Source organism: Xanthomonas sp. DAR 34887 (assembly GCF_041245805.1).
Lineage (GTDB): Bacteria > Pseudomonadota > Gammaproteobacteria > Xanthomonadales > Xanthomonadaceae > Xanthomonas_A > Xanthomonas_A tesorieronis.
In genome coordinates this window covers 426,347-440,511 of record NZ_CP162490.1, presented here as the reverse complement: position 1 = coordinate 440,511, position 14,165 = coordinate 426,347, and the positions used below count along the sequence as shown (strand labels likewise).

The following is a 14,165-nucleotide window of genomic DNA, read 5'->3' as shown; positions in this document are numbered from 1 at the left end:
ACGGTCAATCCTGCAGTTGCGCGGCCAGCTGCTTGACTCGCGCCAGGTCGCCCTTGGCGACACGGGCGACGCCACTGCCGTAGGCCGGATCGGCCTTGTACAGGAACGAGAGCATGATGTGCTTGCTGGCGTCGTCGGTGCCGGCCAGCGATTCGCCGAAGCTCTGGATCAGGTCCTGCTGTTCCTTCTTGCTGTAGCTGCGGAACAACTCGCCCGCCTGCTTGAAGTTCTGTTCGCGGACGATCTTCGCCTGCTGCGTGGTGCCCGACAACGGCAACTGGCTGTAGCGCGCGTTCGGATCCTGCGGGCGCGGGTTGAGCCGGCTCGGCTCGTAGTTGACGCCGCTGGACGTGGCGCCGTAATTCATCGTCCCATCCTGGTTGCCGTTGTTGACCGCCGCCAGCGGCCGGTTCACCGGCAGGCTCAGGCCATTGGTGCCGACGCGGTACAGCTGGGTATCGGCATAGGAGAAGATGCGCCCCTGCAGCAGGCGGTCTTCGGACGGCTCGATGCCCGGCACCAGATTGGCCGGCGCCATCGCCACCTGCTCGGTCTCCTGGAAGAAATTGTCCACGTTCCTGTTGAGCACCATCTGCCCGATCTTGCGCTCGGGCACGTCCGGCCAGATCTTGGTCGCATCCAGCGGGTCGAAGTCGAACTTGGCCAGGTCTTCCGGCTTCAGCACCTGGATGTACAGATCCCACTTCGGATAGTCGCCCTGCTTGATCGCGCCGACCAGATCGTTGGTCAGGTGGCTGTAGTCCTTGCCCTGCACCTGCGCCACCTGCTTCGGATCCAGGTTCTTCAGGCCCTGCAGCGATTTCCAATGGAACTTGACGTAGTGCACCTCGCCCTGCGCGTTGACCAGCTTGTAGGCGTGCACGCCGTTGCCGTCCATGAAACGGTAGCCGGCCGGCGTGCCTTCGTTGGAGTACAGCAGGGTCAGCGTGCGCGTGGCTTCGGGCACGTGCGAGAAGAAATCGAAGCGGCGCGCGTCGTCATCCAGGTTGGTGCGCGGATCGGGCTTGAACGCGTGCACCATGTCCGGGAACTTGATCGCATCGCGGATGAAGAAGGTCGGGAAGTTGTTGCCGACCAGGTCCCAGTTGCCTTCGCTGGTGTAGAACTTGGTGGCGAAGCCGTGCGGATCGCGCAGCGTCTCCGGCGAATGATTGCCGTGCACCACCGAGGAGAAGCGCACGAAGACCGGGGTCTTCGTGCCGGCAGTGAACACCTTGGCCTTGGTCAGGTCGGAGATGTCGGCGCTGGCGGTGAACTCGCCATGCACGCCGGTGCCGCGCGCATGCACCACGCGCTCGGGGATGCGCTCGCGGTCGAAGCGCTGCAGCTTCTGGATCAGCTGCACGTCCTGCAGCAGGGTCGGGCCGTTGGCGCCGGCGGTCTGCGAGTTCTGGTTGTCGCCGACCGGCGCACCGTTGTCGCGGGTGAGCGTGGTCTGCGCGAACCCGGCGGGGGCGATCAGGGTCTGCGACAGCAGGGCGAGCACCAACAGGGTTGCAGGGCGCATGGCGTCAGCTCGTGTTGAGGGAGCTGAATCATCGCTGTGACGCTGCAGGCTGAGAATTCGTTAGTTGCTATGACTGCGATAGGCGCGATGGATGCCTTGCCTGCCGCTGTGATTGCGGTCCTGACAGATGTGCGTTGCGCTTTGCACTTCGTGCCATGGGCGCTTCGCACACGCGCCGCGATACGCAGGCGATCGACATCGAAATGTAGACAGCGCCGCCTTAGCCGATCACCCGCTTGAACGGCGGCAGCGCATCGATGATGCGCTTGCCGTAGCGCTTGGTGAGCAGGCGCGAATCGAGAATGATGACCCGGCCGTGGTCGCTGGAACTGCGGATCAGGCGTCCGGCGAACTGGGTCAGCGTGCGCAGCGCGTGCGGCACCGCGATCAGGTTGAAGGCGTTGAGACCGCGGCTTTCGAACCACTCGCCGAGCGTGGCGGTCTGCGGATCGGTCGGCACCGCGAACGGCACCTGGGTGATGACCACGGTGGTGCAGGCCTCGCCGGGCAGGTCCAGGCCCTCGCCGAAGGAATTCAGGCCGAACAGCACCGAGCCTTCGCCGGCGCCGATGCGGCGCATGTGCTCGCCGATCATCTGCGACTTGGAACCCTCGCCCTGCACCAGCACGCGGTTGCGCTGCGCGATCGGCAACAGGTCGGCGACCTTGAGCATCTTCCAGCGCGAGGTGAACAGCACGATCGAGCCCTTGCCCCAGTCCAGTTCCCTGACCAGATAGCGCGCGACCTCGCGCGGATGGCCTTCGCGATCGTCCGGCGCCACCGGGAATTTCGGCACGATCAGCTCGGCCTGGTTGGGCAAATCGAACGGCGAAGACAGCGACACCATCTCCGCGTGCATGGGCAGGCCGTTGTCGATCGCCAGCGACTGGAAATCGCCGCCGCCGGTCAGCGTGGCCGAGGTCAGCACCGCCGAGTCCACTTCGCTCCACAGCAGCGCGCGCAACACCTGCGCGGCCGATACCGGCGAGCAATGGCAGACCAGATCGGCATCGCGCGACAGGGTGATCCAGCGCGCCATCGGCGCCTGCCCGTCCTGGTCCTCGCGGCGCCAGCCCAGCCACAGCGCGTATTGCTGCTCGACCATCTCCAGGGCCATGCCCAGGCTGCGCTGCAGGCGTTCCTTGGCCGCGTCTTCCTGCTTGGACTTGGCCACCAGCTGATGCGCGGCCTGCACCCAGTTGAGCAGCGCGGCGGTGTCCTGCGCCTGCGCGTCGATGAAGGGTTTCCAGTCTTCGGGCAGGCGTCCATTGGGCGCGCGCCACATCGGTTCTTCCTGGCCCGGATCCGGCACCCAGGCGCGTTCGATCTCGGCGCGGAAGGCTTTCAGCCCCTTGCTGACCTGGGTTGCCAGTTCGATCGCCTCGTTCGGCAACTGGTTGCCGATGGTGTCCTTGTCGGCCAGCCGGTAGGCGGCGCCGACCAGCGCCTGCAGGCGGCCGGTGCGCCGCGCCATGTCGTCCAGCGCCAGATTGGCCGCGCCCTGGTCGATGGCGACGCCGGCGATGTGGTGGCCTTCGTCGAGCACCAGCAGCATGTCCGATGGCGGCGCGATCAACGGCTGGCCGTTGTCGCTGTCGCCCAGCGCCAGCGCCGACAGCAGCAGCGCATGGTTGGTGACCACGATCTGCGCCTCGCGCACATCGCTGCGCGCCTTCAGTACCGGGCACTGCACCGCGAACGAGCAGCGGCGCCCGGCGCAGCCGGCGGCGTTGGTGGTGATGCGCGCGCGCAGCGATGCCGGGATCGGCTCCGGCGCCGCATCCAGGTCGCCGTTCCAGGTCTTGTCGGCGTAGGCCTTGGCCAGGGCGCGCGCCTGCTCGGCCTCGGCCGGGCTCAGCGGACGGTCGTACAGCGGCGCCTCGTCCTCGAACATGCTGTCCTGCGCGGCTTCGCCGTGCAGCTCGGCGACGTTGCGCGCGCACAGATAGCGGGTGCGGCCCTTGGCCAGCGCCACCGTCGCCTCGATGCCGGTGGCCTTGAGGAACGCGGGAATGTCGCGTTCCACCAATTGCGATTGCAGCGCCACGGTGCCGGTGCTGATCACCAGTTTCTTCTTGCTGGCCAGCGCGATCGGCACCCCGGCGGTGAGATAGCCCAGACTCTTGCCGACGCCGGTCGGCGCCTCGGCCACGCCGACGCCGCCGCTGGTGCCCAGCGCGCGCGACACCACGCCGATCATCTGGCTCTGCGCACGGCGCACCTTGAAGCCCGGCGTGTTGGCCTGCAGCTTGGTGTAGGCGTCGCGGATCGCCAGCTTCAGCGGCTCGGTCAGCTGGCGCTGGGGCGTGTCGGCGGCGCGGGGCGCGGCCGCTGGGGCGTCATCGTTCATCGCGGCATTTTCTCACGTCTGGTCGCAGTCGCCGCGACCGCGCATGCGTTGCGCCGCTCAGTCCTGCGCCATCCCGCGCTTGCGCGGCAAGCTTAACCACAGCGCCTGCAGCAGCAACGCCAGGCCGATCGCGAACAGCAGGTCCTGCAGCAGCCGGATCGCCGGTTGCACCCACAGCACGATGCCGGGAGACGGGGACGCCAGCTGCCACACGCCCACCATCCCTCCCAGCAGGCGCGGCAGCAGCACGTGCGCCAGCAGCAGCACCAGTCCCCACTGCAACAGGCTGCGCGGGCGGCCGGGTGCGCAGCGCCATAGCAGCAGGAAGCCGAGCACCAGGATGCCTAGCCTGGCGGCTAGGCCGATGCTGCCGGCCAGCAACGAGAAATCCATGAACTGTTCAACGTGCATCGCGATCGTCCCGACCACCGCAGGCGTCCACGGCAGCGTAGCGGCAGCGGGCCACCGTCATGGAGCAGGCGAATTGCGCGGCAACGCCAGGCGCAGCGCCAGCACCACCAGCAGCATCGCCACCGCATGCAGCAGAGTCAGTACCGAGTACGCGGCACCCAGCAACACCGAGTAGTTCTGCAGATTCGCCTGATGCGAGGCGGCCCACATCGGCAGCAGCGACGTCAGCGTCCCGCACACCCCGCCGAACAGCAGCAGGCTCAATCCCCACAGGGCCAGCGTGCGCGCACGAGCGCGGCGGCGCGTGGCCACCAGCGCCAGGCCGACGACGAGGACGATCAGGATCGGCAGCTGGAACGCCACCGTGGTCAACATCGAGGTCAGGATTCCGGGGTCCATGGCAATCTCCGTCGCGGTAGAAAGACGCGCCGAAGCGCGGGTTGGGACGGCATTGCCGCCAGCATCGGGGCGCCCGCGCGCAACGCGGTGGCGGCCGGACCCGCATGGGCCGGGCCACCGCCGCGGCGCAGGCTAGCGCGGCGGCAAGGCGAACCGCAGCGCGAGCACCATCAACAGCACGCCTGCCGCGGACATCATCGCGGTGAGCCCGCGCAGCAGCCCGAACATGGTCGCGTACTGGCTGAAGCTGGCGCCCTGCGCAAACAGCCACATGGGCAACAGCGACAGCGCGGTGCCGACGACGACCACCAGCAACAGCAGCCCCAGGCCCCACAGGCCCAGGGTGCGCGGGCGGCCGGCACGGCGCGTGACCATCAGCCCCATGCCGATCACGTAGACCAGGAAGACGGGCAGCTGGAAAAGCACCGTCGACAACAGTTGCCCTAAGAGTCCATCTTGCATGCGAGTAGTCCGTGTTGGAGAAGCGACGCTCAGTCGGCGCTGACCAGCACCGCGTCGCGCGCGCGCAGCGCGGCATACACCGGATCGGTGTCCGGGCGCACGCCGTGCCAGCGTTCGAAGCTCTCGGCCGCCTGTTCGACCAGCATGCCCAGGCCATCGACGGTATCGCGGCAATTGGCCGCACGCGCCCAGGCCAGGAACGGGATCGCGACCTCGCCGTAGTTCAGGTCCACCGCCAGGGTCATGCTGTTGACCAGCGACAGCGGCAGCGAGACCCCCGCCGTGTCGTCGCGACCGGCGGCGGTGGCGTTGACGATCAATTCGAAGTCGCCCTGCTCGCGCAGGTCTTCCCAGTAGCGGGAGATGGCGCGCGCCGGATCGCCCAGCGCATCGACCAGCGCATCGGCGCGCTCGGGCGAACGGTTGACGATCAGCAACTGCTGCACGCCGGCCTCCAGCAGCGCCGGCGCCACGCCGCGCGCGGCGCCGCCGGCGCCGAGCAGCAGCGCGCGGCGGCCGCGCAGGTCCAGGCCGTTGCGGCCGGTCAGATCGCGCACCAGGCCGGCGCCGTCGGTGTTGTCGCCGTGCCACTGCCCGTCGCGGAAGCTGAGCGTGTTGACCGCCCCGGCGCGTTGCGCACGCTCGCTGTGGACCACGCTCAGCGCATACGCGGCTTCCTTCAACGGCAGGGTCACGTTGGCGCCCACGCCGCCTTCCGCGGCAAACGCCGCCAGGGCCGCCGCAAAGCCGTCCGGCATGGCGTCGATCGCGTCGTAGCGCAGGGCGATGCCGGTCTGCTTGGCGAAGTCGGCATGGATGCGCGGCGACAGCGAATGGGTGACGGGATGGCCGAACACGGCATAGCGGGATGTGGGCATGGAACGCTCGTTGGTTGTTTTAGACTGGTCGCGACATCCGAAGGAATCCGACATGCGGACCCCCGCTCTGCCGCTCGCGCTGGCCGCGAGTTTACTCTGCGCGCCGTCGGCGTTCGCGCTTTCCGAGTTCGGTATCGAGGGCATGGGCGTGGTCTCGACCCAGGCCGACGAGACCCGTGCCAGCGTTTCCGCCGACGGGCGGCGCATCGTCTGGGCCAGCCCCGACCGCGCCGGCGGGCCCGGCGGCGGCGACCTGTGGCAGGCCACGCTGCGCGACGGGCGCTGGGTCGAGCCGCAGCCGTTGCCGGTGCCGCTGAACTCGCCTGCCGCCGACAACGACCCGTTCTTCAGCGCCGATGGCCACTGGCTGTACTTCGCCTCCGACCGCGCCGGCGGCAACGGCGGCAGCGACCTGTACCGCGCGCCGGTGCTGGCCGACGGCCGCTACGGCCCGCCGCAGAACCTGGGCGCGGCGGTCAACTCGCGCGGCGACGAGCGCGCGCCGACCCTGTCGACGGACGGCACCCGGCTGCTGTTCGCCAGCGACGGCCACGGCGGTGCCGGCGGCATGGACCTGTTCGTGGCGCGCCTGCAAGGCCAGGTCTTCGGCCAACTGCAGGCGCTGTACGGCATCAACAGCGCCGACGACGAAACCGATGCCGCTTGGCTGGGCGATGGCCGCGCGCTGGTGTTCGCACGGGCACGCAAGCCGCAAGGCGCGCGGCTGTTGCTCGCGCAGTGCGCCGGTGGGCACTACGTGCAGCCGCAGCCGCTGGCGCTGTCGTTCAACAGTGCCGACAGCGACACCCGCGGCGCGGTACTGGATGCCTCCAAGCCGAGCGAACTGTTGCTGATCGGCAGTGCGCGCGCGCCCAAGGCGGGCAAGCGCGACGTGTACCGGATGAAGGCCCCGGCTGCGATCGGCAGCAACGAGTGTGCGGGCGCGCGCTGAGGGCGCAGGCTCCGCTGGCGATACGTGGGCGTGCTGCAGGCCGGTTGCTGCATCTGCGTTTCCGCGCGCCATCGCGATGGATCGCCGATGCAGTGGGTCGCGGCTGAAGCCGCTCCTACAAAAAGCGCGGCGCGCCTGCCGCCTTTGTAGGAGCGGCTTCAGCCGCGACAGGCACAGCGACGGAGACCACCGCAGCGACTTCGATCCAGCGCCGAACACCCTCCCGAATCGCTGCACCCGCCTCAGCCCTCAATACACGTCGCGCCGATACCGCCCCTCCGCGCTGAGCGCATCCAACGCCTCCTCGCCCAGGATCTCGCGCAAGGCCGCATCCACGCCGCGGGCCATGCTGTCCAGGCTGCCGCAGACGTGCAGCGTGGCGCCACGGGCGAGCCAGGCGCGCACCTGCTCGGCGGCGTCGCGCAGGCGGTCCTGCACGTAGACCTTGCCGGGCTGGTCGCGCGAGAACACGAGATCCAGCCGCTGCAGGTGACCGCTGTCCTGCCATGCCCGCAATTCCGCGCCGAACAGCGCGTCGTGCGCGGCATTGCGTTCGCCGAACAGCAGCCAATGCCCGTGCACACCGGCCTGCTCGGCTTCGCGCAGCAGGCTGCGCAGGCCGGCGATGCCGGTGCCGTTGCCGATCAGCAGCAACGGCGCATCGCCATGCCGGCGGAAACCGGGATTGGCGCGCACCCGCGCCTGCACCGCGCTGCCCAGCGGCGCATGCAGGCACAACCAGCCCGAGCCCAGGCCGGCGCTGCCGTCGTCGCGCCGGGTCAGGCGCACCACCAGCTGCAGCAGGCCGTCGGCCGGCACCGAGGCGATCGAATATTCGCGCAGCGGCAGCTGCGGCAGCGCATCGAACCAGGCCTGCAGATCGTGCGCATTTCCAGGCGGCGCCAGTTCGCGATCGGCCAGCGCCGCCTGCAACGGCAGCGACGCGCCACCGGCGCGCAGCGGCGTGTCCGCGGCCAGGCCATGCGCGGCCAGCCAGGCGCGCACCGCATCGGCGGCATGACACGGCTGCACTTCCAGGATGTCGCCCGCCTGCCACTGCGCCTGTGCCGGCAGCGCCAGATCGATGCGCCACACCGGCGCGCCGGCACTGCCGGGATTGAGCAACGTACGTCCGGCCAGGCGCCACTCCAGCGCCGGCGGCGCCTGCAACGGCGGCGCCGCTTCCGCCACGCCGGTGACCGCGGACAGCTGCCGCTGCCAGTGCGCCAGCGCCTGCGGATCGGCGTTGTCCACCTCCACCGCCGGGAACAGCGCCTGCGCGCCCTGCGCCGTCAGCCATTGCTCCAGCCGCCGCGAAAACCCGCAGAAACGCGCGTATTGGCGATCGCCCAGCGCCAGCAGCGCATAGCCGAGCTCGGGCAGGGCCTGCGCCTGGCGCAGCACCTTCTTCTCGAAGGCGCGCGCCGGATCCGGCGCCTCGCCATCGCCGAAGGTGCTGACCACGAACAGCGCACGCCGCGCGCTGCGCAACTGCGCCGCATCCAGCTGCGCCAATGACTGCACCTGCACCGGCATGCCGGCCGCCTGCAGCTGCCCGGCGGCCTGCCAGGCCAGGCGTTCGGCGAATCCGCTCTGGCTGGCGAAGCCCACCAGCCAAGGCTCGGCGGCCTCGCGCGCGGGCAGGACCAAGTCGCGTCGCGCCGCGTGCAACGCACGCTTCTTGCGCCGCCGGTCCAGATACAACAGCCAGCCGGTGACGAAGAACAGGGACATGCACAGGCTCGCCAGCATCACCACCACGCGCCCGGCCAGGCCGAAGAAGCTGCCGGTATGCAGAGCGAACACGCTGCTCAGCAACTGCCGCCCCAGCGGCTGCTGCCGATAGTCCAGCCGGCGCAGGATACGGCCGCTGCGCGGATCGATCTCCAGGCCATCGAAGGCCCGGCTGTGCACCGGATCGGCAGCCAGATAGCGCGCGGTCAGCGGCTGCCCGGGGCGGCCGGGCAGGCGCAGATCCAGATAGGCGCGGCGCACCTCCGGCAGCGCATCCAGCGTGGCCTGCAACCGCGCATAGTCCACCGCCGGCGGCTTGCCGCCACGGCCGCCGCCCTCGGTGTCCGCGCGCTCGCCGCCGAGCAGCGCCACCAGCCCCTGCCGGTACCAGTCGTAGGACCAATACAGTCCGGTCAGCGCGATCGACAGGTAGATCGCCAGGCACCAGGTGCCGATCACCGAATGCAGGCTCCACAGGAAACTGCGGCCCTGCCGCTTCCATTCCACCACCCACCACGCGCGCCAGCTCCACCACTGCCGCGGCCAGCGCAGGTACAGCCCGGACAGGCAGAAAAAAATCAGCGCGATCGCGCAGGCACCGGTGACCGCCTTGCCGCGTTCGCCGGCGGCCAGGCGCCGATGCAGGTCCTCGACGAATGCGAAGAAGCCGCTCAGCCTCGGCTCCGGCAGCGTGTGGCCGGTGTAGGGATCGAAATACAGGCGTCCGCCGTCGCGCCCGGCCAGGCGCAGGTTGGACGGACGCGTGCCGGTGGGGTCGATCAACATGCGCGTGGTGCGGTGCGTGCCGCCCAGATCCAGGCGCCGCGCCAGCTCGGCCAGCGGCAGCGGCGACTCGCCGGCCGCATGGCGCGCGGCCACCTCGGCCAGCGGCGGGTTGGCCCAGCGCACGATCTCGTCCTCGAACGCCAGCGTGGCCCCGCTCAGGCCCATCACCGACAGCACCAGCCCGGCGCTGATGCCGAACAGCCAGTGCAGCTGGAACAACACCTTCTTGGTCACGACACGGGGCACATTCGAAAGGCGGTCGCGCATTGTAAATGAGAACGCTTATCGAATCCGCGTTGGGCCGGGCTGCGGCGTCTACCGCCAAGCGTGACCACGCGCGCATTTGCCATGCGCGGCACATCCAACCGTCACCGTAGCGACATCGCCCCTCGCCAGTTTCTTCACTCCCCCTTGGCTAGCGAGGTACGCGATGTCCTTCTCCCTGCGCGGTTGTCTGGTCCTGCTTGCGTTGTTCAGCGCCCAAACGGCGATGGCCGCCACCAGTTGCGCCACGCTGTACGCCGGCGGCAAACCACCGAGCGTCGATGCCTCGCTGACCGCCCGCACCACCGAGGTCTGCCACACCGAATACGCGATTCTGGCCTCCGGCGTGACCAAGGGCCCGCTGTACTCGGCCGAGCACCTGACCGACCAGCAGGTCGCCGGTGCCGAAGCGATCGGCCGGGTCGGTTCGTTCCATGAGGAAACCGCCATTCCCGCCGCCGACCGCTCCAAGAGCTCGGACTACACCAACACCGGTTTCGACCGCGGCCACATGACCCCGGCCGGCGACGCCTCCACGGAAAGCTCGGAGAAGGAGACGTTCTCGATGGCCAACGTGGTGCCGCAGGACCACAAGCTCAACACCGGCGAATGGGCGCGCATCGAAGAGCAGGTGCGGCAGCTGGCCAAGCAGCGCGGCGAGATCTATGTGGTGACCGGCCCGGCCTTCGACGACAAGGCGACGACCATCGGCACCGACAAGGTGGAAGTGCCCGAATACGTGTGGAAGGCCGTGTACGAACCGGGCGTGGGCGCGGCCGCGTATCTGTGCGTGAACGACGACAGCATCAACTGCGATGTGGTGTCGATCGACGACGTGATCACCATGGCCAGCGTCGATCCGTTCCCGTCGATCTCCGCGGCGATGAAGTCCACGGCGATCGCGTTGACGTTGCCTTGAAAGCGGGGATTGGGGATTCGGGATTGGGGATTGGTGGCTATGGTGCCTGCTGAGACGGGGGCGATTCCGCAGGTGCACGTGGAGTTGCGAAAGTGGTCCGCAGATGCACTCGCGAGCAGGCCGCGTTTTCGTAGACGGGCCGCTCGCCGATCGAATCACCAGCAAATCGCCGTGCACGTCGCTTCAGGTCACGTGCACGGTCATCGCTTCCACCAGCGCCGCGAACACGGCGCTGCAGGCCGCACTGCCGCGCAGGTCCTGGTGCATGGTGATCCAGGTGTCCAGGCCCACGCGCACCTGTTGCGGCAATACCGGCAGCAGGCGCGGCGTGCGCCGGGCCAGGGCGGTCTGACAGAAGCCGATCCCGCAGCCGGCGCGGATCAAGGCCAGCTGCGCCAGGTCGCTGTCGGCACGCAACGCGAACGTCTCGCGCTGCCACAGCGGCAGCGCCTTGCCTGCGGCTCGCAGGAACGGCGTCTCCGTGTCGAAGCCGACCAATGCGTGCTGCGCGAGTTCGTCCAGGTGCTGCGGCGTGCCGCTCCGGGCCAGGTAGTCCGGATGCGCGTAGAGACCAAGCGCGACCTCGCCGATGCGGCGGGCGATCAGAAGATCCTGTTGCGGCCGGGTCATGCGCACCGCCACATCGGCCTCGCGGTGCAGCAGGTCCTGTACGCGGTTGCTCAGCACCAGTTCGAGCCGCAACTGCGGATGCGCGCGACGCAGGCGGGCCAATACCGGCGGCAGCACTTCCGCGCCGATCACCTCGCTGGCGGAGATCCGCACCGTGCCCTGCACCGCCTCGCCGTGGCGGCCGGCCGCGCGCTGCAGCGAGGCGGCGATGCTGCCCATGGCCTGGGCATGGCCGCGCAGCGCCAGGGCCGCATCGGTCGGCAGCAATCCGCTCTGCGAGCGCACGAACAACGGCACCGCCAGCGCCTTCTCCAGCGCCGCCACATGCCGGCCCACCGTGGGCTGGGTCAGATCCAGCGCGCGCGCCGCCGCCGACAGCGAGCCCTCCTCCAGCACCGCGAGGAAGGACCGATACAGCTCCCAACCGATTGTGTTGTCCATACATAAATGTATAGCGGATGGCCGATGTTCGCCAATTCCTTTGCACGAGGGCGGCGACCACACTGAGCGCATCTTCCCCGCAACGGAGCATCCGCATGACAACGACCTCCACCGCCCTGGTCCTGGGCGCCACCGGCGGCATCGGCGGCGAACTGGCGCGCCAGCTCCGCGACGCCGGCTGGCAGGTGCGCGCCCTGCAGCGCGGCCTCGCGTCCGCCAGCGAAACCCGCGACGGCATCCACTGGCTGCGCGGCGACGCGATGCACCGCGACGACGTGCTGCAGGCCGCGCGCGGCTGCGCGGCGATCGTGCACGCGGTCAATCCCCCCGGCTACCGGCGCTGGGCCGAACTGGTGCTGCCGATGATCGACAACACCATCGCCGCGGCCTGCGCCGAAGGCGCGACCATCGTGCTGCCGGGCACGGTCTACAACTACGGCCCGGATGCCTACCCGGCGCCGGACGAAGACGCCGCGCAGCGCCCGGCCACGCGCAAGGGCGCGATTAGGGTCGAGCTGGAGCGGCGCCTGCAGGCCGCCACCGCGCACGGCGCGCGGGTCATCGTGGTGCGCGCCGGCGACTTCTTCGGCCCGCGCGTGGGCAACAGCTGGTTCGCGCAGGGCCTGGTGAAACCGGGGCAGCCGCCCGCCAGCGTGGCGCTGCCGGGCGATCCCGGCGTCGGCCATCAATGGGCGTACGTTCCCGATGTGGCGCGGACCATGCTGCGCCTGTTGCAGCAGCGCGCCACGCTTCCGGCGTTCGCGCGGCTGCACATGGACGGACACTGGGACGCCGACGGCACGCAAATGGCCGCCGCGATCGCACGCGTGCTGCAACGCCACGGCATGGCGCCGCCGCGGACCCGCCGCTTCCCGTGGTGGCTGATGACCCTGGCCGCGCCCTTCTGGCCGCTGGCGCGCGAATTGCGCGAGATGCGCCCGCTGTGGCGCCATCCGCTGCGCATGCGCAACGCGCGCCTGCTGCGCACGCTCGGCGAAGAACCGCACACGCCGCTGGACGAGGCGGTCGAGGCGACGCTGCGCGGCTTGGGTTGCCTGCCGGCGGCGATGGCAATGGCGCATCCATCCACACCGTCGTCCGCGTAAATGCGGCGCCTATGCCCGTCTGTTCTTCTCGGCGCATCATGCCCTTGTGGGAGCGGCTTCAGCCGCGACAGACACCCTCCGGAGAGGACATGTCGCGGCTGAAGCCGCTCCTACAACAGGCGAAATCGCATGTCCGCTCCCGCCTCAGCGCGACTCGCGCAGCCAGCGCGCCACCTGCGGCGCGAAATAGGTCAGCACGCCGTCGGCGCCGGCGCGCTTGAACGCCATCAGCGATTCCAGCACGCACTTGCGCTCGTCCAGCCAACCGTTGGCGAAGGCGGCCTTGAGCATCGCGTACTCGCCGCTGACCTGGTAGGCGAAGGTCGGCACGCGGAATTCGTCCTTCACCCGCCGCACCACGTCCAGGTACGGCATGCCGGGCTTGACCATGACCATGTCGGCGCCTTCCTCCAGGTCCAGCGCGATCTCGCGCAGGGCTTCGTCGCCATTGGCCGGGTCCATCTGGTAGGTGCTCTTGTCGGCCTTGCCGAGGTTGCCGGCGCTGCCGACCGCGTCGCGGAACGGGCCATAGAACGCCGAGGCGTACTTGGCCGAATAGGCCATGATGCGCACATGCAGATGCTCGTCGGCATCCAGCGCGCGGCGGATCGCGCCGATCCGGCCGTCCATCATGTCCGAGGGCGAAACGATGTCCACGCCGGCCTGCGCATGCGACAGCGACTGCTTGACCAACGCGTCGACAGTGATGTCGTTGAGCACATAGCCGCGCGCGTCGATGATGCCGTCCTGGCCATGGGTGGTGTACGGATCCAGCGCCACGTCGGTCATCACCCCCAGTTCGGGGAAGCGCGCCTTCAACGCGCGCACTGCGCGCTGCGCCAGGCCGTCCTCGTTCCAGGCCTCGGCCGCGTCCAGGCTCTTGCCGGACGGGTCGATCACCGGGAACAGGTCGATCACCGGGATGCCGAGTTCCAGCGCGGTTTCGGCTTCCTGCAACAGCGCGTCGATCGACAGCCGCTCCACGCCCGGCATCGAGGTGATCGGCGCGCGGCCGGGCAGTTCATGCACGAACACCGGCCAGATCAGGTCGTCGGCGGTCAGGGTGTGCTCGCGCATCAGCCGGCGCGAGAAGTCGTCGCGACGCATGCGCCGGGGGCGGTAATGGGGGTGGGCCACGTCAGGCTCCTGCTAGGACGGATCGGGCAGCGCACGATCCGGCGGCGGCAGCCGGCGACCCGGACCGCGCCGCACGCACCGGCGCGAACGGGAGCGGCCGCCACGCGGCGGCCGTCAGTGCCGAATTTTACCCCTGCCGGCCGCAGCTGGGCGCCGGCCGCTGCAACA

General features: G+C 69.5%; 12 protein-coding genes. 3 read left to right on the top strand and 9 right to left on the bottom strand.

Annotated elements, in window-relative coordinates; all coding sequences use genetic code 11:
* Window positions 1-4 precede the first annotated feature (4 nt).
* The 6 genes from katB to aroE form a co-directional block, all read right to left on the bottom strand.
* A complete protein-coding gene (gene katB, locus AB3X08_RS01980; RefSeq protein WP_369935883.1) occupies window positions 5-1,528 on the bottom strand; it encodes a catalase KatB in 1,524 nt (507 codons plus the stop codon).
* Window positions 1,529-1,748: 220 nt separating this feature from the next.
* Window positions 1,749-3,878 (bottom strand): ATP-dependent DNA helicase DinG, encoded by a 2,130-nt coding sequence (dinG, locus tag AB3X08_RS01975; protein WP_369935881.1) that lies wholly within the window; start codon window positions 3,876-3,878, stop codon window positions 1,749-1,751.
* Between the two features lie 57 nt (window positions 3,879-3,935).
* The gene (locus AB3X08_RS01970; RefSeq protein ID WP_369935879.1) at window positions 3,936-4,289 is read right to left on the bottom strand and encodes a hypothetical protein; all 354 of its coding nucleotides are present in this window, start codon (window positions 4,287-4,289) and stop codon (window positions 3,936-3,938) included.
* 57 nt (window positions 4,290-4,346) lie between these two features.
* Window positions 4,347-4,688 (bottom strand): hypothetical protein, encoded by a 342-nt coding sequence (locus AB3X08_RS01965; protein WP_369935877.1) that lies wholly within the window; start codon window positions 4,686-4,688, stop codon window positions 4,347-4,349.
* 132 nt (window positions 4,689-4,820) lie between these two features.
* Window positions 4,821-5,150, bottom strand: a complete 330-nt coding sequence (locus AB3X08_RS01960) for a hypothetical protein (protein WP_369935875.1) — start codon at window positions 5,148-5,150, stop codon at window positions 4,821-4,823.
* A 29-nt stretch (window positions 5,151-5,179) separates the two neighbouring features.
* The gene (aroE, locus tag AB3X08_RS01955; protein WP_369935874.1) at window positions 5,180-6,028 is read right to left on the bottom strand and encodes a shikimate dehydrogenase; all 849 of its coding nucleotides are present in this window, start codon (window positions 6,026-6,028) and stop codon (window positions 5,180-5,182) included.
* 52 nt (window positions 6,029-6,080) lie between these two features.
* Between aroE and AB3X08_RS01950 the strand changes: the two genes are divergently transcribed.
* Window positions 6,081-6,980 (top strand): TolB-like protein, encoded by a 900-nt coding sequence (locus tag AB3X08_RS01950; protein WP_369935872.1) that lies wholly within the window; start codon window positions 6,081-6,083, stop codon window positions 6,978-6,980.
* A gap of 249 nt (window positions 6,981-7,229) precedes the next feature.
* Here the strand turns inward: AB3X08_RS01950 and AB3X08_RS01945 are convergent, their stop codons facing one another.
* Window positions 7,230-9,734, bottom strand: coding sequence for a PepSY domain-containing protein (locus AB3X08_RS01945; RefSeq protein WP_369935871.1), 2,505 nt, complete (start codon window positions 9,732-9,734; stop codon window positions 7,230-7,232).
* Between the two features lie 196 nt (window positions 9,735-9,930).
* Here AB3X08_RS01945 and AB3X08_RS01940 point away from each other — a divergent pair, with 196 nt between their 5' ends.
* A complete protein-coding gene (locus AB3X08_RS01940; protein WP_369935869.1) occupies window positions 9,931-10,683 on the top strand; it encodes a DNA/RNA non-specific endonuclease in 753 nt (250 codons plus the stop codon).
* Window positions 10,684-10,866: 183 nt separating this feature from the next.
* Here AB3X08_RS01940 and AB3X08_RS01935 read toward each other — a convergent pair whose 3' ends face one another.
* Window positions 10,867-11,754, bottom strand: a complete 888-nt coding sequence (locus AB3X08_RS01935) for a LysR family transcriptional regulator (RefSeq protein WP_369935868.1) — start codon at window positions 11,752-11,754, stop codon at window positions 10,867-10,869.
* Window positions 11,755-11,849: 95 nt separating this feature from the next.
* Between AB3X08_RS01935 and AB3X08_RS01930 the strand changes: the two genes are divergently transcribed.
* Window positions 11,850-12,860: an NAD-dependent epimerase/dehydratase family protein gene (locus tag AB3X08_RS01930; RefSeq protein WP_369935866.1), complete on the top strand. Its 1,011-nt coding sequence runs from the start codon at window positions 11,850-11,852 to the stop codon at window positions 12,858-12,860.
* 144 nt (window positions 12,861-13,004) lie between these two features.
* Here AB3X08_RS01930 and hemB read toward each other — a convergent pair whose 3' ends face one another.
* The gene (gene hemB / locus AB3X08_RS01925) at window positions 13,005-13,997 is read right to left on the bottom strand and encodes a porphobilinogen synthase (protein WP_369935865.1); all 993 of its coding nucleotides are present in this window, start codon (window positions 13,995-13,997) and stop codon (window positions 13,005-13,007) included.
* Window positions 13,998-14,165: the final 168 nt, after the last annotated feature.